The 21,705-nt window shown below is 71.1% G+C and carries 25 protein-coding genes; 12 read left to right on the top strand and 13 right to left on the bottom strand.

Going from position 1 to position 21,705, the window contains the following annotated elements; all coding sequences use genetic code 11:
* Positions 1–6: 6 nt before the first annotated feature.
* On the top strand, positions 7–2,757 hold the full coding sequence (locus tag OHA68_RS36950; protein ID WP_327104390.1) for an AAA family ATPase: 2,751 nt from the start codon (positions 7–9) through the stop codon (positions 2,755–2,757).
* 32 nt (positions 2,758–2,789) lie between these two features.
* Positions 2,790–3,089, top strand: coding sequence for a cupin domain-containing protein (locus OHA68_RS36945; RefSeq protein WP_327104389.1), 300 nt, complete (start codon positions 2,790–2,792; stop codon positions 3,087–3,089).
* On the opposite strand, the gene OHA68_RS36940 is transcribed toward OHA68_RS36945, so the two are convergent.
* The gene (locus tag OHA68_RS36940) at positions 3,071–3,415 is read right to left on the bottom strand and encodes a DUF1330 domain-containing protein (protein WP_327104388.1); all 345 of its coding nucleotides are present in this window, start codon (positions 3,413–3,415) and stop codon (positions 3,071–3,073) included. The two genes, OHA68_RS36945 and OHA68_RS36940, sit on opposite strands and share 19 nt — an antisense overlap.
* Positions 3,416–3,443: 28 nt before the next feature.
* Entirely contained in the window at positions 3,444–3,812 is a 369-nt protein-coding gene (locus OHA68_RS36935; RefSeq protein WP_327104387.1) for a nuclear transport factor 2 family protein, read from the bottom strand.
* Between the two features lie 327 nt (positions 3,813–4,139).
* Between OHA68_RS36935 and OHA68_RS36930 the strand changes: the two genes are divergently transcribed.
* The 3 genes from OHA68_RS36930 (at position 4,140) to OHA68_RS36920 (ending at position 5,702) form a co-directional block, all read left to right on the top strand.
* A complete protein-coding gene (locus OHA68_RS36930) occupies positions 4,140–4,286 on the top strand; it encodes a hypothetical protein (protein ID WP_327104386.1) in 147 nt (48 codons plus the stop codon).
* Between the two features lie 253 nt (positions 4,287–4,539).
* The gene (locus OHA68_RS36925; protein WP_327104385.1) at positions 4,540–5,076 is read left to right on the top strand and encodes a TetR/AcrR family transcriptional regulator; all 537 of its coding nucleotides are present in this window, start codon (positions 4,540–4,542) and stop codon (positions 5,074–5,076) included.
* A gap of 41 nt (positions 5,077–5,117) precedes the next feature.
* The gene (locus OHA68_RS36920; protein WP_189140714.1) at positions 5,118–5,702 is read left to right on the top strand and encodes a TetR/AcrR family transcriptional regulator; all 585 of its coding nucleotides are present in this window, start codon (positions 5,118–5,120) and stop codon (positions 5,700–5,702) included.
* Positions 5,703–5,711: 9 nt separating this feature from the next.
* Here the strand turns inward: OHA68_RS36920 and OHA68_RS36915 are convergent, their stop codons facing one another.
* The 3 genes from OHA68_RS36915 to OHA68_RS36905 all read right to left on the bottom strand — a co-directional run bounded on the left by OHA68_RS36915 (position 5,712) and on the right by OHA68_RS36905 (position 7,789).
* Entirely contained in the window at positions 5,712–6,116 is a 405-nt protein-coding gene (locus OHA68_RS36915) for a nuclear transport factor 2 family protein (RefSeq protein WP_327104384.1), read from the bottom strand.
* Positions 6,117–6,178: 62 nt separating this feature from the next.
* On the bottom strand, positions 6,179–6,913 hold the full coding sequence (locus OHA68_RS36910; RefSeq protein ID WP_327104383.1) for an SDR family NAD(P)-dependent oxidoreductase: 735 nt from the start codon (positions 6,911–6,913) through the stop codon (positions 6,179–6,181).
* Between the two features lie 405 nt (positions 6,914–7,318).
* Positions 7,319–7,789, bottom strand: a complete 471-nt coding sequence (locus tag OHA68_RS36905; RefSeq protein WP_327104382.1) for a MarR family winged helix-turn-helix transcriptional regulator — start codon at positions 7,787–7,789, stop codon at positions 7,319–7,321.
* A 60-nt stretch (positions 7,790–7,849) separates the two neighbouring features.
* Here OHA68_RS36905 and OHA68_RS36900 point away from each other — a divergent pair, with 60 nt between their 5' ends.
* From OHA68_RS36900 to OHA68_RS36890, 3 genes are all read left to right on the top strand, one after another.
* Positions 7,850–8,119, top strand: a complete 270-nt coding sequence (locus OHA68_RS36900; RefSeq protein ID WP_327104381.1) for a hypothetical protein — start codon at positions 7,850–7,852, stop codon at positions 8,117–8,119.
* 96 nt (positions 8,120–8,215) lie between these two features.
* Positions 8,216–9,031: a TrmH family RNA methyltransferase gene (locus tag OHA68_RS36895; RefSeq protein ID WP_327104380.1), complete on the top strand. Its 816-nt coding sequence runs from the start codon at positions 8,216–8,218 to the stop codon at positions 9,029–9,031.
* On the top strand, positions 9,028–9,795 hold the full coding sequence (locus OHA68_RS36890; protein ID WP_327104379.1) for an rRNA methyltransferase: 768 nt from the start codon (positions 9,028–9,030) through the stop codon (positions 9,793–9,795). Before OHA68_RS36895 ends, OHA68_RS36890 begins: the two co-directional genes overlap by 4 nt.
* Positions 9,796–9,856: 61 nt before the next feature.
* Here the strand turns inward: OHA68_RS36890 and OHA68_RS36885 are convergent, their stop codons facing one another.
* Positions 9,857–10,471: a TetR family transcriptional regulator gene (locus OHA68_RS36885; RefSeq protein WP_327104378.1), complete on the bottom strand. Its 615-nt coding sequence runs from the start codon at positions 10,469–10,471 to the stop codon at positions 9,857–9,859.
* Positions 10,472–10,568: 97 nt separating this feature from the next.
* Here OHA68_RS36885 and OHA68_RS36880 point away from each other — a divergent pair, with 97 nt between their 5' ends.
* Positions 10,569–11,024: a nitroreductase family deazaflavin-dependent oxidoreductase gene (locus tag OHA68_RS36880; RefSeq protein ID WP_327104377.1), complete on the top strand. Its 456-nt coding sequence runs from the start codon at positions 10,569–10,571 to the stop codon at positions 11,022–11,024.
* Positions 11,025–11,038: 14 nt separating this feature from the next.
* Here OHA68_RS36880 and OHA68_RS36875 read toward each other — a convergent pair whose 3' ends face one another.
* Positions 11,039–11,902, bottom strand: coding sequence for an SDR family oxidoreductase (locus OHA68_RS36875; protein ID WP_327104376.1), 864 nt, complete (start codon positions 11,900–11,902; stop codon positions 11,039–11,041).
* A gap of 174 nt (positions 11,903–12,076) precedes the next feature.
* Here OHA68_RS36875 and OHA68_RS36870 point away from each other — a divergent pair, with 174 nt between their 5' ends.
* Positions 12,077–12,973, top strand: coding sequence for a helix-turn-helix transcriptional regulator (locus OHA68_RS36870; RefSeq protein ID WP_327104375.1), 897 nt, complete (start codon positions 12,077–12,079; stop codon positions 12,971–12,973).
* Positions 12,974–12,982: 9 nt separating this feature from the next.
* On the opposite strand, the gene OHA68_RS36865 is transcribed toward OHA68_RS36870, so the two are convergent.
* Both OHA68_RS36865 and OHA68_RS36860 read right to left on the bottom strand, forming a co-directional pair.
* On the bottom strand, positions 12,983–13,630 hold the full coding sequence (locus tag OHA68_RS36865) for a response regulator transcription factor (protein WP_327104374.1): 648 nt from the start codon (positions 13,628–13,630) through the stop codon (positions 12,983–12,985).
* Positions 13,627–14,769, bottom strand: a complete 1,143-nt coding sequence (locus OHA68_RS36860) for a sensor histidine kinase (RefSeq protein WP_327104373.1) — start codon at positions 14,767–14,769, stop codon at positions 13,627–13,629. The genes OHA68_RS36865 and OHA68_RS36860 overlap by 4 nt, the downstream gene beginning before the upstream one ends.
* A gap of 110 nt (positions 14,770–14,879) precedes the next feature.
* Between OHA68_RS36860 and OHA68_RS36855 the strand changes: the two genes are divergently transcribed.
* Positions 14,880–16,109, top strand: coding sequence for an alpha/beta hydrolase family protein (locus tag OHA68_RS36855; protein WP_327104372.1), 1,230 nt, complete (start codon positions 14,880–14,882; stop codon positions 16,107–16,109).
* 9 nt (positions 16,110–16,118) lie between these two features.
* Here the strand turns inward: OHA68_RS36855 and OHA68_RS36850 are convergent, their stop codons facing one another.
* On the bottom strand, positions 16,119–17,474 hold the full coding sequence (locus OHA68_RS36850; protein ID WP_327104371.1) for a sensor histidine kinase: 1,356 nt from the start codon (positions 17,472–17,474) through the stop codon (positions 16,119–16,121).
* Positions 17,475–17,829: 355 nt separating this feature from the next.
* Here OHA68_RS36850 and OHA68_RS36845 point away from each other — a divergent pair, with 355 nt between their 5' ends.
* Positions 17,830–18,045, top strand: coding sequence for a hypothetical protein (locus OHA68_RS36845; protein WP_327104370.1), 216 nt, complete (start codon positions 17,830–17,832; stop codon positions 18,043–18,045).
* A gap of 122 nt (positions 18,046–18,167) precedes the next feature.
* Here OHA68_RS36845 and OHA68_RS36840 read toward each other — a convergent pair whose 3' ends face one another.
* The 3 genes from OHA68_RS36840 to OHA68_RS36830 all read right to left on the bottom strand — a co-directional run bounded on the left by OHA68_RS36840 (position 18,168) and on the right by OHA68_RS36830 (position 21,690).
* Positions 18,168–19,016: an alpha/beta hydrolase gene (locus OHA68_RS36840; protein ID WP_327104369.1), complete on the bottom strand. Its 849-nt coding sequence runs from the start codon at positions 19,014–19,016 to the stop codon at positions 18,168–18,170.
* Positions 19,017–19,175: 159 nt separating this feature from the next.
* Positions 19,176–20,849, bottom strand: a complete 1,674-nt coding sequence (locus OHA68_RS36835) for an FAD-binding dehydrogenase (protein ID WP_327104368.1) — start codon at positions 20,847–20,849, stop codon at positions 19,176–19,178.
* Positions 20,850–20,958: 109 nt separating this feature from the next.
* Positions 20,959–21,690 (bottom strand): GntR family transcriptional regulator, encoded by a 732-nt coding sequence (locus tag OHA68_RS36830; RefSeq protein WP_327104367.1) that lies wholly within the window; start codon positions 21,688–21,690, stop codon positions 20,959–20,961.
* Positions 21,691–21,705: the final 15 nt, after the last annotated feature.

Raw genomic sequence — 21,705 nt, 5'->3', positions numbered from 1 at the left:
ACATTCATGGACGAATGCCATGATGGGATCATGGGCGCGGGAGAGTTGCACGGGAGGAAGGCCGAACAGGACGCGATCGCCGAGCTGCTGGCGGGAGCCAGGGCAGGTACCAGCTCAGCGCTGGTGCTGCGCGGTGATCCTGGCATTGGCAAGACGGCGTTGCTCGACCACGCCGCTGCGACGGCGGGGGACCTGCGGTTGGTGCGCGGTACGGGGGTCGAGTTCGAGGCGGAGCTGCCGTTCTCGGGGCTGCAGTTGCTGCTGCGCCCGGCGCTCGGATCTCTCGCCGCGCTGCCAGCGCCGCAGCGTGCGGCTTTGGAAGGGGCGTTCGGGCTCGGTCCTGCGGTCGAGTCCGAGCCGATGTTGGTGGGGCTGGCGGTGCTGTCCCTGCTGGCGGAGCATGCGGACGGGACGGGGCTGCTGTGCCTTGTCGATGACGCGCAGTGGCTCGATCGGGCGTCGCGGGACGCGCTGCTGTTCGCCGCTCGGCGTCTGCATGCCGAGGGTACGGTCATGATCTTCGCTGCTCGTGACGGTGAGGGGTCCTTCACCGCTCCCGGCCTTGCGGAGTCGCGCCTGTCGGGGCTGGCCCCTGAGGCGGCTGCGGCGCTGCTGGATCGGCATCCGCTCGCGCCAGCTGTACGCTATCGCCTGCTCGCCGAGGCGGGCGGCAACCCGCTTGCCCTGCTTGAACTCCCTGCCTCGCTGGCCGCCGAGGGTGGCAGCGTCTTCTCGCCGGGGGCGTTTCCACTCACCAGCCGTCTGCAGCTGGCCTTCCACGGGCAGGTCAGCCGGATGACGGGGGCGTGCCAGAGCCTGCTGCTGGTGGCGGCGGCGGCCGAGACCGGTGAACTCGCCATAATCCTGCGTGCCGCCGCCGCACTGGGTGCGACCGTGGATGACCTGTCCCTCGCCGAGCAGGCCGGTCTGGTGCTTCGCGGCGATGCGGAGGGCACCACGATCCGTTTCCGTCATCCGCTGATCCGCGCAGCCGTCTACCAGCGGGCGCCGCTCGGGCAGCGCCTTGCCGTACACCGCGTGCTCGCGGCTGCCCTTGACTCGCCCGAGCACATCGACCGGCGGGCCTGGCATCTTGCGGCCGCGGCCACCGGGGCCGACGAGGAGGCCGCCGCCGCGCTGGAACGCACCGCCTCCCGCGCTCGCGAACGCAGCGGCTACGCGGCGGCAGCGGCGGCGTACGAACGAGCTGCCCGCCTGAGCGTGGAGCCCGACGCCAGGGCTCACCGCGAGGCCCTCGCCGCGGAGGCGGCGCTTGAGGCCGGCGACTTGGAGCGCGCCAAATCGCTGGGGGGCCGCGCGGCCAGGCGGCTGGATAAGGATCCCTCGGTCAATGCGCGGATCGCCCAGGTACGGGCACTCGCCGACTTCTGGCAGGGCTCCTATCCCGCAGCGCACCGGTTGCTGCTGGACGGCGCCGAGCTCATCCGCGATACCGATCCCGGCCAGGCGGCCGTGATGCTGACCCAGGCCGTTCACACCTCCTGGTACCTCGGGGAGTCGCAGCTCGCCGCGACGCTGGACCTGTTGGCAGCGCTGCCGCTGGCCGATGCGGATCCGCTCGCGCCGGTGGGGCCCTACCTGCTCCACCTCGTCCGTGGCCGTTCCGAGCGGCCGCCGCCGCTGGGCGGAACCCTTGCTGCGGTACGGCTGCGCGGCCGTACCCCCGACCAGGTGTTGATGATCCTCTGCGGAGCGGCGCTCGCGCTGGGCCAGGACGCCGCCGCCTACGAGCTGGCAACCTCGGTCGCCGCCGAGCACCGCGCGAGAGGCGGCGCGGGACGGCTTCCGACGGTGCTCTTCTTCGTGGCCGAAGGCGAGGTATTCACCGGACGGCACCTGGACGCGCTCGCCACGGCGACCGAGGCGCTGCAGCTCGCCCGCGACACCGGCCAGCAGCAGTGGGACAGCCAGTTCAGCAGCGTGCTGGCCTACCTCGACGCGGCTAGGGGCGATGAGGCGGCCTGCCGGAGCAACGCCGAGGAGGGGCTGGCTGGGGCAGTCGCAGGAGCCATCTCCCCCGGCGCGCCGTGGGCTCACTGGTCGCTCGGGCTGCTGGACCTCGGCCTCGGTCGCGCCGCGGCGGCGCTGGCCCGATTCGAGCGGCTAACCCGCGAGCCGATACGCCATCACATCTGCGCCACCCGTTCCACTCCCGACCTGGTGGAGTCAGCCGTACGGGTGGGGACGCCCGAATGCGCAGCCGAGCCTCTCGCGCGCTTCGAGCGGTGGGCCTCCTCGGTCCGCCAACCGTGGGCCGACGCGCTGCTGCTGCGGTGCCGTGCGCTACTCGCCGACGACGACCAGGCAGAGGCGCTCTACACCGCGGCGCTCGAACTGCACGACCAGGACGGTCGGGCGCTGGAGTACGCCAGAACCGCGCTGCTCTACGGCGAGTGGCTGCGCAGGGCCCGGCGCAAGGCAGAGGCGCGCGGCTGGTTGAAGGAGGCCCTTGAGGTCTTCGACCGGCTCGGCATGCGGCCGTGGGCCGAACGCGCCCGTGGCGAGCTCGGCGCGACGGGCGCCCAGGACGAGGGGTCCAAGCCCGCCGAAGGCGCGGCCGCCGGCCTCACCCCGCAGGAGCTGCAGATCGCGCGGCTCGCGGCGCAGGGCATGTCCAACCGTGACATCGCCGCGCAGTTGTTCCTCAGCCACCGGACGGTCGGCTACCACCTCTACAAGGCCTATCCCAAGCTCGGCATCGTCTCCCGGAGCGAGCTCAAGAAGTTGGAGCTGTGAACATGATGGTTCTACCTGGACAAATACTCCCCGTGGACGTCGATGAGGTCCCGCCGGTCGAGCTGGCGCCCGGCATCCAGGTGCGGATGCTTACCGGCATGCCCGGGATCAGGCCATGGGTGATCGACCTGGCCCCTGGCGCCGAGTGGCCGGACCTCGACGTCCACGAGACCTACGGCGAGGCGTACTTCGTCGTGAGCGGCGAGCTCATCGAGGGCGACCGCACCCACGGACCGGGCACCTATGTCGCCTTCGGCCCAAAGACGAGCCACCGGCCCCGTACGGAGACCGGTGTGCGCGCCTTCGGCTTCAACTACGACGTCACCGCTTGACGCATCGCCTTGGCGGCCGAAGCCGGGTCATAGCCGTGGGGGATGCCTTCGACCAGGATGATGTCGCCGTCGATGTGCCGCGAGCGCAGCGGCGCGATCTCCTGGTACGCGGGCGAGTCCCACCAGGCCCGCGCCTCGGCCGTCCCGGGGAAGCCGATCATCACGAGGTGCCCTGGCCAGTCCCCCTCCAGCACCTCCAGCTGCGTGGCACGCACAAGGAAGCGGCCGCCGTACGGTTCGAAGGTGGCGGAGATGCGCTCGATGTACTCGGCGATCTCCGGGTGCGGGTCCGCCTCCTGCAGGCGAGCGATGACGTATGCGGACATGATTCCTCCCAATGTTGGTGGACGACCGTCAGACTCCGGCTGGCACCTTGTCCAAGAAGCCGAGCACCTGGCTGATCCGTCCGTCCTCGCCGAGCACCACGACGTCGAAGCCGATGACGACCGGTTCGGCGCCCTCAGGGCCCAGGTGCCAGGTGAACCGCGCGATGTTGTGGTGAGCGTCCACCACGCCGCCCAGGCTGAAGACCAGCCCGCCGAACTGTCCCTGGACCGCGGCGATGGTGGCGTCGAGCCCGTCCCTGCTCTGCGCGGAGACCAGCGGGTCGGTGTACACCGCGTCCTCGGCGAACACCTCAGCCAGCATGGCCTGCCGGGCGGCGGCGTCGGTCTCGTTCCACGCGGCCAGGTAGCGCTGGACCAGCTCGTTCATGTCGCTCATGTCTGTCTCCTCAGTGGTGCTCTCTTGTGACCACAAACTTACGGAGACGGGAACGACAGGGAATCTGACGCGCTTAGGTACTTTCGAGCGGGATGATCCGTCGGTACATGCCGCCGAGGGACCGCTCCGGCTCTTCCCTCGGCGCGCTCCAGGGTCACCTCGACGATCTTCTGCTCCTCGAGCAGGTGCGTGATTTCCTCCTGTACGGCCTGCCATACCCGATCGGGGGTTGCACCGGCCCTGGCGCGCAGCCGCACTCGCAGGGTGGTGGGCGAGGCCTGGGCAAAGAAGTCCGCCCTGGCGCGCCGAGCGCCACGAGGACCGCCCGTGACCGTGGTCCGCTGCGAGCAGGGCACCACTCGCGACCTCGGCGGCCGGCACATTACCACCGTCGTCGAAACGCGAGGTCTGCTGGGTCGCATCTGGTCATGGAGTGGATTCGTCCTGTCCGGGTGGCGGGGCCTGATCGAGTGAAGAGGAATCGGCGGTAGTCGCGGTGGCCGGATCAGTGTCGGCGAGGTCGAGACGGCGGTCCATGTTCAGCTGGATGTCGCCGTAGGGACCTACCAGTAAGTCAGGAGGCCAGCGTGGTGCCGACGATGCCGCTGCCGGAGATCAGGATCTTCATGAGGCTCTCCCCTCGTCGTGCCGCCGAATACCTCGATAGTACGCATGTGTGAGACACTTGTACAAGACGAACGTCTGGAACATCTGTAGAATCAGCCGTATGGGAAATCGCGAAGACCTGCTCGCGGGGGCGAAGCGCTGCCTGCTGGCCAAGGGGTACGCCCGGACGACCGCGCGCGACATCGCTTCGGCGTCCGGCGTGAGCCTGGCCGCGATCGGCTACCACTTCGGGTCGAAAGAGGCGCTGCTCAACGCGGCCCTGACGGGGGCGGTGGAGGAATGGGCGGACGGGTTCGGCCAGTTGTCGGGGCAGCGGTTCGCGGACGTCTGGCCCCGGGTCGTGGAGTCCTTCGCGGAGTCCAAGCGGCTGTGGGCGGTGCAGTTCGAACTGCTCGCGCACATGGACTCCGGGCAGATGGACCCCGGCCTGCGCGCCACCCTGGCCGAGGCCAACCGGCAGGCGCGCGAGGGACTCGTCCAGCTGTTCGGCCACGATGAGCCCGACGAACGGCTCGGCGCCCTCTACCAGATGCTGCTGGCCGGAGCCGCGGCGCTGTGGCTCGTCGACCCCGCCAGCGAGCCGTCCGCCGACGACCTGCTCGCCGCCATGCGGACCGTCGCCGAACAGCACCCGTGAGCGGCGCCGGCGGCGACCCGGTCGCCTATCATGTCAGTGAGATGACTGACTCAGTGAAGAGCGCGACGCGCAAGCCGGGCAAGCGTGAGCGGTTGGTGACCGCCGCCACGCGGGTGCTGCACGAGCAGGGAGTCGAGAAGACGACGCTCGCCGACATCGCCCAGGCGGCCGAGATCCCCGTGGGCAACGTCTACTACTACTTCAAGACCAAGGACCAGCTCATCGAGGCGGCGATCGGCGCGCACGCGCAGCACCTGCACACGATGACCGCCATCCTGGAGCAGCACGCCGCCACGCCGCAGGACCGCCTCAAAGCCCTCGTCCAGGGCTGGGTGGACCAGCGCGACCTCACCGTCAGCTACGGCTGCCCCACCGGCACTCTCTGCTCGGAGCTGGGCAAACGGGCCGACGGCCTGGACCGGGTGGCGGCCGGCGTCATGGGGCTGCTGATCGACTGGGTGGAGCGGCGCTTCGCGGAGATGGGCCGGGCCGACTCCCGCGAACTCGCGGTCGCCCTGGTCGCCGCCTACCAGGGGATCTCGCTGCTCACCAACACCTTCCGCGACCCGGAGCTGATGACCGCCGAAGGGCGCCGCCTCACGCGCTGGATCGACTCCCTCGCCTGAAGCCCGCCGTCACCGCCCGCCGAGCGGGGCCCGCCGCCGCACGACCTTGCGCTGGGTGATGCGCCACCCGCCGTCACCGCGCACGATCACGTCCTCGTACGTGACACTCGCGCAGGTGCCGTCCGCCTGCACGCCGATCCCCTTGGACAGGCCGTGCACCGTGCCGTCGGCCTGCTGGGTGAGCACGATGTTGGTGACGTGATGGCCGACGGGGTTCGCCTCGCCCAGCGCGAGCGCCGCCTCCCGCAGCGCCGCCAGCCCCTGGATGATGCCGCCACCGAGGTCGGTGACGTCGTAGCGGATGCCGGCGGTGAAGAGCTCGTCCAGGCGGTCGAGCTCGCCCGCGTCCACGAGATGGCCGTGCAACGAGATCAGCTCGTTGATGGCCGTACGGTCCTCAACGGTCAGTGTCATCCCAGTCCCCTCGTCGAGTTCCCTGCTGCGACGTTACCCGTGCGCCGCGAGATCAACGGTTGTCAGATGGCGGTGGTGCCGCCGTCGGCGACGAGCTCCATGCCGTTGACGTAGCTGGAGTCGTCGGAGGCGAGGAAGAGGGCGGCGGTGGCGATTTCGTCGGGGCGGCCCATCTGGCCGCGGGGGATGAGGGACTCGAACTGGCGCTTGGTGGCCTCGTCGAATAGTTCTTCCTGCTTGGCGGTGGCGACCTGGCCGGGGGTCAGGACGTTGACGCGGATGCGGCGGTCCTTGAGCTCGTTGAGCCAGACGCGGGCCCAGGCCTGCTGGACGGCCTTGCTGCCGGCGTAGACGCTCCAGCCGGGGAACGCGCCGAGGGAGGCGTTGGAGCCGGTCATGAGGATGGAGCCGCCGTCGTTGAAGAGCGGGAGCGCCTTCTGGACGGTGAACAGGGTGCCGCGGGCGTTGAGCCAGAACGCGGCGTGGAAGTGGGCCTCGGTGATCTCGCCGAGCGGGGCGGGCTCGCCCATGCCGGCGCTGGCCCACAGCACGTCGAGGCTGCCCTTCTCCCGCTTGACCGTGTCGTACAGGCGGTCCAGGTCGTCCAGGTCGCCGGCGTCGCCCTGGACGCCGGTGACGTTACGGCCGATCTGCTTCACGGCCTCGTCCAGGGCGTCCTGGCGGCGGCCGGTGATGAAGACGTGCGCTCCCTCGTCGACGAACAGCTTCGCGCCGGCCAGCGCCAGGCCGGTGGTGCCGCCGGTGATGACCGCTACCTTGCCGTCAAGCTTTCCCATGGTCGCTCCCTTGGGTCGATGGTGCCGAGCGCACCTGGGGTGACGGTGTTATGTACACCGATCTGTTTGCTTACGGTACAGACTGAGTGGCCGGGGCGCAATCTATGTACACCGGTCGTTACCCAACCAGGGTGTCATGGACCCATGACAGAGTTGGAGAAGGGCCCCACGGGCCGCCACCGCGGCCGGGGCGCTCTGCGCGGCGGCCCAGGTGTCCAAGCGCACGGCGATGACCGGGGGCGGGAGGAAACGTCAAGTTGACGTGGCACTCCGCGGCCGGGCTGGACGCGCTGCCGGCCCCGCAAGCTGCCGTTGTGCTGAACGGCCTCAGCCCTCGGCCGTGGCTTCAGGAGTTCGAGGCCGACGCGCACGCAGTGCGTGAGCGATGAGGTCCGGGATCGGGTATCAGTGCTTGTGTTCCAGCGCCGCCAGCCGTTCGGCTACTTTGTCGCCGAGGGCGACGAGCATCGCCATCTCTGCCGCAGTGAGGTGATCGATGAACACGTCGCGGACGTCGGCCACGTGCTGCGGAGCCGCGACCTTGATCAGGTCGCTGCCCCGGGGAGTGATGACGACCACCGCCCCCCGTTGGTCGGTGAGGCACCGCTCGCGGGACACCAGGCCGCGAGTTTGCATCCGGCCCAGGTGCTGTGACAGGCGGCTCTTCTCCCAGCGCAACAGCCGGCCGAGTTCGAACGACCTCAGCCGGCCTTCGGGCGCCTCGGAGAGATGGGCCAGGACCTGGTAGTCAGCGGCCGACAGCCCGTGCCGGTTGCGCAGCTGCCGCTCGAGGAACTCCGACAGCCCGTCCTGCATCTTCATCAAGCTGCGCCAGGCCTGCTGTTCTCGCTCGTCCAACCACCGCGGCTCGGTCACGCACGTCACTTTACCGTCTGGTTGACATGGTAACCGAGTGCGGCGTACGTTCTGGTTCATATGTTAACCAAATGGAGGCGCACGCACCACCACTTCTCGCGCCACATCAATTCTGAGGACGAGGCCATCGGCAGCCGTCCGGGCCTGCCCGCCGTGAGCATTCCCGCGGACGTACTGATGGTGCCGGGATACTTAGGGTTCCTCGCCAGCATCGTCACGCAGAGCTACCCGGCGTCCAACCTCATCACCCGCCGGACCCTCGGCTGGGAACCCGCTCAGCCCAGCCTGCTCGCCGATCTGGACCACGGCCATTACTTCTCCGCCCGCTGACGGCAGGGACCAGAGGCGACTCCGCTCCCTTCAGGAATCGGAGAAGTCACTACTCTATAGAGCGTGGTGAATCGAGGGCATTCGGCATCGGGGGACGTGCGTATCACGCGTGCCAACGCGCGGTTCCAGCAGTGGCAGGCGCTGCTGGGCAATCGGGCCAAGCGGCAGCGGGCCGGGGAGTTCCTGATCCAGGGAGTGCGCCCGATCAGCCTGGCGGTCGAGTTCGGCTGGCCGGTGCACGCGCTCATCTACGACGCCGAGCGGCCGCTGTCGAACTGGGCGGAGCAGATGCTGAAGGCGGCCGGCGGCGAGCGGGTGGCCATGGCCCCCGACCTGCTGCGCGAGCTGGGCGGCAAGGACGAGGACGTCCCCGAGCTGGTGGCGGTGGTCGGGCTGCCGGCCGACGAGCTGTCCCGCGTCCAGGTGGGGCCGTCCTTCCTGGGCGCCGTGTTCGACCGGCCGAACACCCCCGGGAACATCGGGACGATGGCGCGCTCACTGGACGCGTTCGGCGGCGCGGGCCTGATCGTCACCGGGCACGCCGCCGACCCCTACGATCCCCGATCGGTGCGGGCCTCCACCGGGTCGCTGCTGGCGTTGCCGGTGGTGCGGACCCCGTCCCACCGGGAAGTGCTGGCCTGGGTGGAGCGGTTGCGCGCCCAGGGGATGGCGCTGACGGTGGTGGGCACCGACGAGAGCGGCACCTCCGACATCGCCGGCCTGGACCTGACCGGCCCCACTCTTCTGGTCATCGGCAACGAGACCACCGGACTGAGCGCGGGATGGCGGCAGGCGTGCGACACGATGGCGCGCATCCCGATGGCCGGCTCGGCCAGCTCCCTCAACGCCGCCAGCGCGGCGACCGTGGTGCTGTACGAGGCCGCCCGCCAGCGGCGCGACCACACCGCATGACCTACCGGCACGCGACCGTCCGGACCGGCCATCAGGACCTGGCCAGTGGCGCGGTGCTGCACTCCGCCCCAGGGTTTCCCGCGTTCCCCGTCCGGCTGGCCAGCGAGATCTTCCAGCGCGCGCTGGCCCTGCGCGGCGGCGACCGGCCCGCCGTGCTCTGGGACCCGTGCTGTGGCAGCGGTTATCTGCTGACCGTCGTGGCCTTGCTGCACCGGCGCCGGCTCGCCTCGGTGCTGGCCTCCGACCTCGACCCTGAAGCGCGGAGCCTGGCCGAGCGCAATCTCGCCCTGCTGAGCCAGGCCGGCCTGGCCGCCCGCGCCGCCGACCTGCGGGCGCGCGCCGCCCGCTTCGGCAAACCGGCGTACGACTCGGCCGCGGACGCCGCCCACCGGCTCGCCGCCGGACTCGACGCCGCCGGCGGGGATCTGCCGCACGCGGTGCGCCAGGCCGACGTGTTCGACCCCGGCCAGCTTCAGCGGGCACTCGGCGGGCTCACCCCCGACATCGTGATCACCGACGTTCCCTACGGCGAACAGACCCAGTGGGGCGGACCCGGCGCGGCGGCGGGAGTCGCCGGCATGGTCGACGCCCTGACGGCCGTGCTCCCGTACGACAGCGTGATCGCGGTGACGGTGCGGGGCCGCAAGGTCCCCGCCGACCACGGACCACGCCCCCGAGCATCCTTCAAGATCGGCACCCGAGCCGTCGCACTGTTCCGAGCCGCTGAAGATCCTCGCCTTCCCGTACGTCCGCCTCGGTCATAGGGCGTGGCGAGATTCTTGCCCGCCGGTGCGGGTGATCCCAGAAGGTCACGGTAGCCGCACCTCAGGCGGCCGGGTGGTCGAGGCCGGCGGAGAGCAGGTCGAATGCCTGTCCGATCAGCTCGGAGTCCGGCTCGTCCCGGCCGGTGGCGCGCCACGCGTTGACCGCTGCCGGCATCGCGCACAGCGCGACCGAGGCCACCAGATAGGGCCGCGGATCAGCGGCCGGGTCGGCGCCCATCCGGACGCCGATCAGTCGCGCGACCTCGTCCAGCCGGGCCGCGCCGCGCTCGACGCACGCGGCCGTCAACGCCGGGCTGGCCGAGATCAGGTCCTGCATGCGCCGGTAGCGGGCCTGACCCGCGTCGGTCTCCCCTTCGTAGGCCCGCACGACCTCGACCGCGGCCCGCCGCATCGCGGTCAGCACCGGCATGTCGGCCGGCTGCGCGGCGAACCTCTCCAGCATCGCCGTGATCTGCTCGTCCGCGAGCGAGAGCGCGACGTCCTCCTTCGAGGTGAAGTAGCGGAAGAAGGTGCGCGGCGAGACCTCGACCGCCTCGGCGATCTGGTCGACGGTGGTGGCCTCGAAGCCGTGGGCGCAGAACAACGCGTACGCGGCGTCGGTCAGCGCCTCGCGGGTCCGCTGCTTCTTCCGCTCGCGCAGGCCAGGCTTGTCCACGGCACCACTATAACGCCTTTTCGACACCAAGCGCCAAGTGTCTCGCACTGCCATTCTTCAGTTGACGACAGGTGCCGAGGACTGTCAGCATGACGCCATGCCGAAGCCTCCTCCCGCCCCGACGTCCCCTTACTGGAAACTCCAGCGTCAGATGGCGCGCCTGCACAGGTTCCTGTTCCGCAGCACCCGCGGCAGGATCGGCGGCACCTTCCTGGGCCCGCCCGTGCTGCTGCTCAACCATGTCGGCCGCAAGTCCGGACAGGCGCGGGCCAACCCGGTGCTCTACCTCGACGACGCACCCCGGCTGGTCATCGTCGCGTCGAAGGGCGGCGTGGACGCCCACCCGGCGTGGTTCCACAACCTGATGGCGATGGCGACCACCGAGGTCGAACTGCCCGGCGGCGAACGCCGACGGGTCCGGCCGCGCCTCGCCGAAGGCGACGAACGAGCGGCGCTGTGGGAACGGCTGGTGACGATGTACCAGCCGTACGCGGACTACGCGACCTACACCGAGCGGCAGATCCCGGTGGTCGTGCTGGAGCCCGCCGCCTGACCACGGTCCCACGGTCATCCAGCGGCGGGGAAGTCGGTGGCGGGCGCGCTGCTCGCGGTGGCGTCGAGGTTCGCCTGGAGGGCCCCGACCTTGGCGGTGGCGTAGGCGTGGGCGTCCGAGCCGAGCAGCTGACGCAGCGGGCCGTCGCCGGACTCGACTTGGCCGATGATCGCTTCGGCGCCCTTGACCGGGTCGCCGAGCTGGCTGCCCTGGAGCTTGAGGTGGTCGGCGACCATCTCGCGGATGGCCGGGTAGTGCGCGCTCGTGTCGGCGGGCAGGGCGAGCGAGTCCTGGGACAGGAAGTCGGTACGGAAATAGCCGGGTTCGACGATGGTGACCTTGATCCCGAAGTCCGCCACCTCGGCGGCGAGAGCCTCGCTCAGCCCCTCCAGCGCGAACTTCCCGGCGCTGTACAGCGCCCAGCCGGGCACCGCGGTCAGGCCCAGGATCGACGACACGTTGACGACGTGGCCGCCGCGCTGCTCGCGCAGGATGGGCAGCGTGGCGCGCAGCACGTTCCACACGCCGATGATCTGGACGTCGAGCATGTCGCGGACGTCGCGGTCGCCGGTCTCCTCCACCGCGGCCAGGAACCCGTAGCCCGCGTTGTTGACGACGCGGTCCAGGCCGCCGAACCGCTCGACGGTCTCCCGTACGGCCTGCTTGACCTGCGCCTCGTCACGCAGGTCGACGGTGAGCGGGAGCAGCCGCGAGGTGTCGGCCCGGTCGCCGAGCGCGGCGAGCAGCCGCTCGGCCGAGCGCGTCGTCGCGGCGACGCTGTCACCGCGCTCCAGCAGTTGCCTAACCAGTTCGAGCCCCAGGCCGCGGGAGGTGCCCGTCACGAACCAGATCGCGGGTCGCTCTGTCGCAGAAGCCATGATCGTTCCTATCTGTGGGTCGCCCCGAGCGTTTCCCGAGGTCGGTACGTCACCCAGCTTGGTTCGCCGTACCCCCTCATGGAGGCTCATATCGGGCCCTGGACAGCCTCGGACGGGGCAACCTAGGACGCACAGGGCCCGTTAGGAACGCCCGGGATCGGCGAGACTGTCCCTGTGGCTAGAACCAACCGTGAACTGGCCGATTTCCTGAAGCGAGCCCGCAGCCAGAGCGATCCCTCGCGCGCCGGCCTCCCCCCGGACGGCCGCGTCCGCCGGGTGCCCGGCCTGCGCCGCGAGGAGGTCGCGCTCCTGGCCGGAGTCTCGACCGACTACTACGCCCGCCTCGAACAGGGGCGTCCCATCACCCCGTCGCCCGCCGTGGTGGAGGCCCTCGGCCGCGCCCTCGGGCTCGACGACGCGGGACGCGCGCACCTGAAGGACCTCATCGGGGCGACCGCGTCGCCCGCCCGGCAGCGTCCCCGCCCCGTCCAGCGGGTCCGCCCCGGCCTCTACCAGCTTCTCGACGCCCTCGACGGCGAACCCGTCCTCATCCTGGGACGCCGTACCGACGTCCTCGCCGCCAACCGGATGGCCAAGGCGCTGTTCACGGACTTCGAGCAGCTCCTCCCCCGGGACCGCAACTACGCGCGCTGGATGTTCCTCGGCGACGACGCCCGCTCACTGTTCGTCGACTGGGAGGACCAGGCGCGGGCCGCGGTCGAGAGCCTGCGCTTCGAGGTCGGCCGCGACCCCGGCGACCAGGCCACGAACACGCTCGTCGCGGACCTGCGCACGCACAGCCCGGCCTTCGACCAGTGGTGGGAGCAGCACCGCGTGCACCAGCGCACCCACGGCTCCAAACGCCTCCGCCACCCTCTGGTCGGCGAACTCACGGTCGAGTACGAGACGCTCACGCTCCCCGGGGACCCCGACACGACCCTGTTCGTCTACACCGCGGAGGCCGGATCCCCGTCGAAACGGGCCCTGGACCTCCTCGCGAGCTGGACCCTCACCGACTCCGGCACCGAGCCTGACCGCCGACGCCGCCACGATCCCGCCCAGGAACAGTGACCCTGCCGGTCATCCGAGGGCGGCGTCGTGGACGAGGATGGCCGCCTGCACCCGGTTGGCCAGGCCCAGCTTGGCCAGCACCCGGCTGACGTGCGCCTTCACCGTCGCCTCCGTCAGGCTGAGCTCCCGCCCGATCTCGGCGTTGGACAGGCCGCGTGCCACCGCCCTGATCACGTCCTCCTCGCGGGCGGTCAGCGCCGCGAGCCGCCTGCGGGCGGACTCGGCCCGCGAGGGCGCCTTGTCGACGAACGAGCTGATCAGCCGCTTGGTGACGGTCGGCGACAGCATGGCCTGACCCGCCGTCACCGTGCGCACGGCCGCGGCCAGGTCGCGCGGCGGGGTGTCCTTGAGCAGGAAGCCGACCGCGCCGAGCCGGAGCGCCTGGTGCACGTACGCGTCCAGGTCGAACGTGGTCAGCATGATCAGCTTGGGCGGGTCGGGAGCGGCCAGGATGCGGGCGGCGGCGGTCAGGCCGTCGACGCCGGGCATCCGCACATCCATGAGGACGACCTGCGGCCTGAGCCGGGCCACGGCGCCCACGGCCGCGGCGCCGTCGCTCGCCTCCCCGACGACCGCCATGTCGCCCGCCGCTTCCAGGATCATCCGCAGCCCGGACCTGACCAGCGCCTCGTCATCGACGACCAGGACGCGGATCATGCGGCGGGTATCCCGGCCAGCACCTGGAAGCCGCCCCCGTGCCACGGCCCGGCCTCCAGCCTGCCGCCGACCAGCTCGACGCGTTCGCGCAGCCCGACCAGGCCCCAGCCGGAGCCGGGCAGGTCGCCGTCCGCGCCGGCGCGGGGCCGGTTGCGGACCAGGACCTCCAGCTCGGCGGGCCGGTAGCGCAGGTGGACGTCGGTCTCGGCGTTGCCCGCGTGCTTGTGCACGTTCGTCAGCGCCTCCTGGACCACCCGGTAGGCGGTGCGTTCGGCGGTGGGCGGCAGCGGCCGGGCCTCGCCCTCGTCGTGGCGGTTGACCACGATGCCCAGCGCCCGGGACTGGTCGAGCAGCCGGTCGAGGTCGGCGAGCGTCGGCTGCGGGCCGCGTACCGGCTCGGGTGAGCGCAGCACGCCCAGCACCTCGCGCAGGTTCGTCAGGGCCTCCCGGCCCACGCCGCCGATCAACGCGGCGGCCTCGGCCGTACGGACGTCGGGGGCGTTGACCTCCAGCGCGCCCGCGTGCAGGACCATCAGCGACACCCGGTGCGCGACCACGTCGTGCATCTCCCGCGCGATCCGCGCCCGCTCCTGGTCGCGGGCCTGGTCGGCGCGGAGCACCTGCTCCCGCAGCAGCTGCCCGGCCTGCTCGCGCATCCCGTCGAGGACCTGCCGCCTGGCGCGCACCCACAGCCCGGCGACCAGGGGCAGCCCGAGCATGGCCGAGCCCATGAGCAGCACGTTGCCGAGGGTGCCGGCGACCAGAGCCCGATACCCCTGCGCGTGCGCGGAGACGACGCCGCCGAGCGCGTGCAGCGCGACCGCGCCGCCGACGTAGAGCCACAGGTCACGGCCACGATGCAGCCGCGTGCCCGCATAGTACGAAGCCACCACGGCGGCGGGCCACATCACCAGCCAGGCGTACGCCACGGCGCCTGTCACGACGAGCGGCCACCATCGGCGCCGGGCGAGACCCGCGGCCACCCCGCAGCAGGCCGCCACGGTCGCGAGCACGGGTGTGGGCAGCGAGGACCGCACGCCGACCGACCCGGCCGTCGAGGCCATGGACAGCAGGAACACCGCCGCGCCGAGCACCCACGGCGCGATCCGGTCGATCATTCCTAGTCCCCCGAGCTTCACCGTCCAAGGCTATGGGCGGTACGCAGGGGGGTGCCCCCTACGAAAGTCGCGGGTGCCAGGTGACTTTCGCCGGGCCGCTCCGGCGCCACCGGCCCGGCAGGGTCGGAGACATGAAGACGACCGTCATGGCGGGCATCCTCGCCCTCGCAGCGCCGCTGACCCCCCTGTCCCCGGCCCCCACCACCACCGCGCCCACCACGCCCGCCGCCCTGCCCGTCACCGCCCTGCCCGTCACCGCCCTGCCCGTCACCGCCCTGCCCGTCACCGGCTCACCCATCACAAGCCTGCCTGTTACCGCCCTGCCGGTCACCGCCCTGCCCGCGCCGACCGGCGTTCATCCTGTCGGCAAGACCGATCTCCACCTGGTCGACCACGGCCGGGCCGATCCCTGGGTGGCCGGTCGGCCGCGGGAGCTGATGGTCTCGATCTGGTACCCGGCGCGCAAGGCGACCGGCAGACCCGTGCGGTACCTCACGCCGCAGGAGTCGGAGCTGCTCATCAGAAGCGAGCCGAGGCTCGACGACGTACCGGCGGACACGCTCGCCAAGGTCCCGACGCACGCCCGCGCCGGCGCGCCCGCGTCGCGGCGCAAGGGCGGCTCGCCGCTGGTGGTGCTGTCGCCCGGCATGACGCTGCCCCGCGCCACCATGACCTCGCTGGCCGAGGAGCTCGCCAGCCGCGGCTACGTGGTCGCGGGGATCGAGCACACCTACGAGTCACTGGGCACCACCTTCCCCGACGGCAGAACCGTCACCTTCGAGGCAGGAAAGGCCGGTCAGACCCCCGAGACGGGCGCGAAGGTGGCCAGGGTGCGCGCCGCCGACACCGAGTTCGTCCTGGACCGGCTGAACCGGAGCAAGCACTGGAACCGGCTGATCGACGAGCGGAGGATCGCGATGGTGGGACACTCCGTCGGCGGCCAGAGCGCCGCGCACCTCCTGCCCGCCACCACGCGGATCAAGGCCGCCGTCAACCTCGACGGCACCTACAACCCCGCGACCCCGGCCAAGCCGCTGGACAAGCCCTTCATGATGATCGGCAACCCGCGGCACCAGCCGGAGTCCGGCGGCAGGGACGGCTCGTGGGACCGGTTCTGGCCGCACGTGACGGGCGACGGGAAGCGCTGGTTGACGGTGACCGGCGCGGAGCACCTGAGCTTCGTCGACTACGCGGTGCTCCTGCCCCAGCTCGGCCTGCCCAGGGCGCCGCTCGACGGCGAGCGCGCCATCAAGATCACCCGTACGTACGTCGCCGCCTTCCTCGACCTGCACCTGAGGGGCAAGCGCCAACCGCTGCTGGACAGGCCGTCGGCGGCCTATCCCGAGGTGCGCTTCTGGTAGCCCGACCCGTCAGTCGCCGGCCCCGGCCGCGGCCTCGTGCCCGGCGGTCGGGCCGGCCACCGGGAGGCGGACCACGAACCGGGCACCGGCCGGGCTGTCCTCCACGACCAGGGATCCGCCGTGGGCCTGGCACGTCTCCCTGCTGATGGGCAGCCCGAGCCCGCTGCCCCCCGGATCGAGGAGCTGCCCCTCCCGCAGCCGGACGAAAGCTTCGAAGACACGCTCACGATTTTCGGGGGCGATGCCCGCGCCGTCGTCCTGGACGCTCACCACGGCCTGCCCGCCCACCTGTTCGACGGTGACATCGACGCGGGACCGGGCGTGCCGGCGCGCGTTCGCCAGAAGATTGTTCAACACCCGGCACAACTGCACCCGCGAACCCAGCACGGTCGGACGGCATGCCACCCGCAGCCGGATCGGGATGCCGCCGCAGGGCAGTTCGGCCACCTCCTCCTTCACCAGGTCGGCGAGGTCGAGCGGCTGGTGGACGGCGGGGTAGGCGTTCTTGACCCGGGTGTAGGCCAGCAGATCGTCGATGATCGCCTCGAGGCGTTCCGCGCTGTGCAGTGTGCGCTTCAGGGCCATGCTCGCGTCCACCTCGTCCGGATAGCGCAGCGCCTCTTCCAGTTGGATGCGCTGGGCGGCGACCGGCGACCTCAGCTCGTGAGAGGCCAGCGAGACGAACCGGCGCTGCCCCTTCACCGCCTTCTCCAGCCGATCGAGGTACATGTTGGCGGTACGGGCGAACTGCGCGATCTCGTCGTTGCCCGGCGGTGTCGGGACCCGCAGGCTCAGGTCGCTCTCCGTGGCCTCGCGCATCATTTCGCTGATCGCCCGTACCGGGTGCAGGGTCCGGCCCACCACCATCCAGGTGCTCCATGCGGCCGTCGCGGAGGCGAACAGGACCGCGGCCCCGATGCCGGCCTCCAGGTAGCGCATGGCCAGGGCGGGAGGCTGTGTCGCACCGGCGTAGATGTAGTGCGGCTCGCTGCTGAAGAGCGTGCGGGTCGAGCCGGTGTCGAACCGCAGCGCGGTGACCAGAAGGCACCTGCCTTCGCTCCACGCTGGGCACACCGTGACGTCCTGCAGACGGTCGTCGTGGGGAGGACGGAGCGTGGTCAGCGGGGGCAGGCCCGACGCGGCCATGTTGGACTCGACCACCTGCCCCTGGGAGTTGACGAGCTGCAGGTACTTGGCGCCGGCGTTCGGCTTGGGCGGCGGGATGTGGCCGGGCCGGATCTCGCTGGCCCAGTCGACGATGGTCAGCCGCATGTTCTTGGAGATGTCCGCCGCGATGTTCTGGCGGATCGCGAGGACGATGAGAGAACCGACCGCCGTGAGAATCACCAGGAAAAGAGCTCCCACCACGAGGGTGTAGCGCACACGGATGGAGCGCGGGCGCAGCGCTGATGCCGGCGGCCGGCCGCCTGCCGCGCGCCCGGGAGCCGACCGATTCTCACCGGAAATGGCGCGCGATATCCACCAGTTTCGACCCATAAACGAAGAATTGCCCTAATCTGACCGGTTATTCGGGCGGGGATGCATGGATGCGGGCAACATCAGGGAACGGTCCGGCAAGCCGTGCATCGGGATAGGAGCGCGATCTGCCCTGTTCGCGCGCCATCGTGGCAGGCGGGGAAGCACCTCTTGAGGACCCCGGGCACGAGAGGTCTACTGGAGCCAGGAACCCTCTCTCTGCTGGCGCGTGATGGAGAAGCCCATGGCTCGGCGGACGACGCACGGTCTGGTTCGCCGCATGATCGCGGCGATGGTGGCGCTGACGCTCGTCTACGCCGTCGTGGTGGGGGCGGCGCTGCTGGTCGGAGTCGGCCTGCCCGTGGTGGTGGCCGGGGTGGCGCTGGCGATTCTGGCGCAGTGGTGGGCGACCGAATGGCTGGCCCGACCGCCTTCGTGCTGGGCGCGTCAGCTCCGTTGATCATGGTGCTCGGGCTGGTCGGCCTGCTGGCCCAGTTGCCGCTGCGGGCATTGGGCCGTTATCGGGAACTGGCCGCGCGTCGACCGCCTCACCCGTCAGCCCGGACCGGTGACCGGGTTCGGTCAGCGCACGGAGCAGATCGCGGAGCCGATGACCGCTGTCACGGCGTCCGGGTGCGAGATCAGGGTCAGGTGCGATCCGCCCTGGAACGTGGTGACCTTCGCGCGTGCGCGGTCGGCCATGGCCTGCTGTGAGTCCGGGGTGATGATGCGATCGCCGGTGCTGATGAAGAACCAGGACGGGATCGTCTTCCAGGCCGCGGCCTTCGACGGGGTCATGAACGCGCTGGTCGAGGCGGCTCGCTGGGTGGCCCACAGGCGCAGGGCGGTGTCGCGCGGCAGGTCCGAGGCGAACGAGCCGACGAAGACGTCCTGCTTGAGGTAGAGGTCCTTCGCGCCTTCGGCCGCTCCCGCATAGGACACCTGGTCGTAGAGGGTGTCCGGATCCTTGTTGAGCGCGGACCCGGCCCCGCTGAGCCGGCCGTTGGGCTCGCCCACATCGGGGGCGGCCGCGTCGACGTACACCAGGGCCTTGACGTTGGGGAGGTTCGCGGCGGCGTTCGTGATCACCGCGCCGCCGTAGGAGTGGCCGACGAGCACGATCGGGCCGGAGACCGTTTTGAGGAAGTCGGCGACGGTCTGCGCGTCGCCGGTCAGGCCGCGGAGCGGATTCGCCAGGGCGCGTACGGCATAGCCCGCCTGTCGCAGGGCGTCCACCTCGCCGTTCCAGCTGGAGGTGTCGGCCCAGGCTCCGTGGACCAGGACGACCGTGGGCTTGGCCTGACCGGGCGACCGGCACGGCAGCGGGTCGCCGAGGGCGGAGGCCGCCCGGGCGTCGACCGTCACCTGCGTGAGGGCCACGGTGAGCACCGCCATGCAGGCGACCGTCTTCCCTCGGCGTGGAAACACCATGGCTCCTCCTGTTCCCGGCGTGCGGGCCCGGCTTGAAGGCTCGTGCTTGGAGGCTCGTGCCCTCCGGACGGCCCGGATAGCCCCCAAAAAAGGAACAAAAGGCGCATAGTGCGGAAGACGGGACGGTGACGCCCCGGCATGTCCCGGGGGACGATCGGCCTACCCGGCCGCCTGGGCGGCGGCGCGACCGGCTTGACGGCCGGAGAACAGGCAGCCGCCGAGGAAGGAGCCCTCCAGGGCGTTGTAGCCGTGGACGCCGCCGCCGCCGAATCCGGCCGCCTCGCCCGCCGCGTACAGGCCGCTGATGGGCTCGCCGTCGAGGCCGAGCACGCGGGAGTCGAGGTCGGTCTGGATGCCGCCGAGGCTCTTGCGCGTCAGGACGTGCAGCTTGACCCCGATCAACGGACCGGCCTGCGGGTCCAGGATGCGGTGCGGTGTGGCGGTGCGGCTGAGCCGGTCCCCGAGGAAGCGCCGCGAGTTGTGGATGCCCTGCACCTGGGCGTCCTTGCTGTACGGGTTGTCGACCTGCAGGTCCCGGGCCACGATCTGGCGGCGCAGCTCGTCGGCGTCGAGCAGCGGCTTGTCGGTCAGGCCGTTCATCTTCACCACCAGCTCCTCCAGCGTGGCGGCGACGACGAAGTCCGCGCCGCGCTGCTTGAAAGCCTCCACCGGAGCGGGCGCCCCCTTGCCGAAGACCCGGTTCCGGAGCACCGCCTTGCGGTCCCCGCTGGTGATGTCCGGGTTCTGCTCCGAGCCGGACAGCGCGAACTCCTTCTCGATGATCTTCTCGGTCAGGATGAACCATGAGTGGTCGTACGCGGCGATGTCGGGGGTGGTGCGCAGGTATTCGAGGGTGCCGAGAGTGTCGTAACCGGGCAGGAACGGCTCCGGCAGGCGGCGGCCCAGCGCGTCGAACCACATCGAGGACGGCCCCGGCAGGATCCGGATCGCATGCTGGGGCCAGACGGGGTCCCAGTTCTGCACGCCTTCGGTGTAGTGCCACATCCGGTCCTGGTTGACCAGCCGGGCCCCCGCGGTGGCGCTGATGGCCAGCATCCGCCCGTCCACGTGGGCCGGCACCCCCGTGATCATGTTGTGGGGGGCGGCGCCCAGCCGTTCGGGCCAGTAGTGGCGCACCAGGTCGTGGTTGCCGCCGATCCCGCCGCTGGTGACGATGACCGCCTGCGCCGTCAGCTCGAAGGAGCCCGTCACCTCCCGGCTGGAGGACACCCCCCGCGGCGAGGAGTCGTCCGCCAGGACACTCCCCCGCACCCCGGTGACGGCGCCGTCCTGGACGACGAGCTCATCGACCTGGTGGCGGTGGTAGAACGTCAGCAGTCCCGCGTCGGCCGCCTGCAGTGCGCTGCGGACGAACGGGCGCACCACGCCCGTTCCGGTGCCCCAGGCCACATGGAACCGGGGCACGGAGTTGCCGTGCTCGCCGGCGCGCAGGCGACCGCGCTCCGCCCAGCCGACCACCGGCGTCAGCTTGATGCCCTGGGCGTCCATCCAGGACCGCTTCTCACCCGCGGCGAACTCGACGTACGCGCGGGCCCAGCGCACCGCCCAGCTGTCCTCGTCCTCCAGCCGGTCGAACCGCGCGCTCGCCTGCCAGTCGCTCCAGGCCAGGTCGAAGGAGTCCTTCACGCGCAGGCGGCGCTGCTCGGGCGTGTTCACGAGGAACAGCCCGCCGAACGACCAGAACGCCTGCCCGCCCAGGTTGGCGGCGTTCTCCTGTTCGACCAGCGCCACCTTCCGGCCCTGGGCGGTCAGCTGCTGCGCCGCGACCAGCCCGGCCAGGCCCGCACCTACGATGATGACGTCCGCGTCCATGGCGGTACTCCCTTGCTCAAGCGCGTGTTGACGATAAGGCGATCATGACGTGCCCAGCAGGTGCGCGTCGGTGTCGGTGAGCCCGAGGTGGTCGAGCGGCATCGCGCTGTCATCGGTCACTCCGGCGAGGTCGTGCCCTCAGCGCCGCCAGTCCGCCCTGGGCGTCCTCGATGACCAGCCGCTCCGCGGTCGCCGAGTCGCCCTGCCGGAGGGCGCGCACCAGGGCGCGGTGACTGGCGTAGCGGTCCAGCCCGAAGTGGTCGTCCTCGGCGATCTTCTCCAGGCGCAGCGCCCGGCGCTCGGGCTGGGAGAAGACCTGGGACTGTTCGAGGAGCCGGATCAGCATCGGGTTGGCCGCGCACGCGTTCACCGCCTCGTTGAACTCCTGCATCCGGTCGAGCAGTGCGGCGACGTGCCGGTCGACGTTCTCGCCCTTCCGGTGCCGGGAGACGATGACGATCAGCAGATCGTCGGCGGCGTCGAGGATCGCGTCGAGAGCGTCCACCTGCTCGGGGGTCGCGTTCCGGGCCGCGAACCGGGCCACCAGGCCCCGCAGCCCTATCTCGACCTCGGCGAGATCGTCGATGGCGTGCTCGGCGATGTCGGCCACGACGACCGTCCGGGGGCCGGTGCGCTCGATGAGCCCGTCGTGTTCGAGCCGGAGCAGCGCCTCGCGCACCGGGGTCGGGCTGACCATGAGCTGCTCGGCCAGGCCGCGCTCGGTCACCTTCTGGCCGGGGCGCAGCGTGCCGGTCCCGATCGCCTGCCGGAGGCTTTGGTAGGCGCGATCGGCTCGGGTCTCGCCGCGTGCGGGGGTTTGGTCCGTCGAGTCGACCGTCATACGCCCACGATAACA

Source organism: Nonomuraea glycinis, from assembly GCF_035920485.1.
Taxonomy (GTDB): Bacteria; Actinomycetota; Actinomycetes; order Streptosporangiales; family Streptosporangiaceae; genus Nonomuraea; species Nonomuraea glycinis.
This window is presented reverse-complemented; position numbering and strand designations above follow the sequence as displayed.

Bases quoted from the DNA above. Each gene is read 5' to 3' on its own strand.
- OHA68_RS36950 (WP_327104390.1), top strand. From the start codon at position 7: ATGGACGAATGCCATGATGGGATCATGGGCGCGGGAGAGTTGCACGGG.
- OHA68_RS36940 (WP_327104388.1), bottom strand. From the start codon at position 3,415: ATGTCCGCATACGTCATCGCTCGCCTGCAGGAGGCGGACCCGCACCCG.
- OHA68_RS36935 (WP_327104387.1), bottom strand. From the start codon at position 3,812: ATGAGCGACATGAACGAGCTGGTCCAGCGCTACCTGGCCGCGTGGAAC.
- OHA68_RS36925 (WP_327104385.1), top strand. From the start codon at position 4,540: ATGGGAAATCGCGAAGACCTGCTCGCGGGGGCGAAGCGCTGCCTGCTG.
- OHA68_RS36920 (WP_189140714.1), top strand. From the start codon at position 5,118: ATGACTGACTCAGTGAAGAGCGCGACGCGCAAGCCGGGCAAGCGTGAG.
- OHA68_RS36915 (WP_327104384.1), bottom strand. From the start codon at position 6,116: ATGACACTGACCGTTGAGGACCGTACGGCCATCAACGAGCTGATCTCG.
- OHA68_RS36910 (WP_327104383.1), bottom strand. From the start codon at position 6,913: ATGGGAAAGCTTGACGGCAAGGTAGCGGTCATCACCGGCGGCACCACC.
- OHA68_RS36900 (WP_327104381.1), top strand. From the start codon at position 7,850: ATGTTAACCAAATGGAGGCGCACGCACCACCACTTCTCGCGCCACATC.
- OHA68_RS36890 (WP_327104379.1), top strand. From the start codon at position 9,028: ATGACCTACCGGCACGCGACCGTCCGGACCGGCCATCAGGACCTGGCC.
- OHA68_RS36880 (WP_327104377.1), top strand. From the start codon at position 10,569: ATGCCGAAGCCTCCTCCCGCCCCGACGTCCCCTTACTGGAAACTCCAG.
- OHA68_RS36875 (WP_327104376.1), bottom strand. From the start codon at position 11,902: ATGGCTTCTGCGACAGAGCGACCCGCGATCTGGTTCGTGACGGGCACC.
- OHA68_RS36865 (WP_327104374.1), bottom strand. From the start codon at position 13,630: ATGATCCGCGTCCTGGTCGTCGATGACGAGGCGCTGGTCAGGTCCGGG.
- OHA68_RS36855 (WP_327104372.1), top strand. From the start codon at position 14,880: ATGAAGACGACCGTCATGGCGGGCATCCTCGCCCTCGCAGCGCCGCTG.
- OHA68_RS36845 (WP_327104370.1), top strand. From the start codon at position 17,830: ATGGCTCGGCGGACGACGCACGGTCTGGTTCGCCGCATGATCGCGGCG.
- OHA68_RS36840 (WP_327104369.1), bottom strand. From the start codon at position 19,016: ATGGTGTTTCCACGCCGAGGGAAGACGGTCGCCTGCATGGCGGTGCTC.
- OHA68_RS36835 (WP_327104368.1), bottom strand. From the start codon at position 20,849: ATGGACGCGGACGTCATCATCGTAGGTGCGGGCCTGGCCGGGCTGGTC.
- OHA68_RS36830 (WP_327104367.1), bottom strand. From the start codon at position 21,690: ATGACGGTCGACTCGACGGACCAAACCCCCGCACGCGGCGAGACCCGA.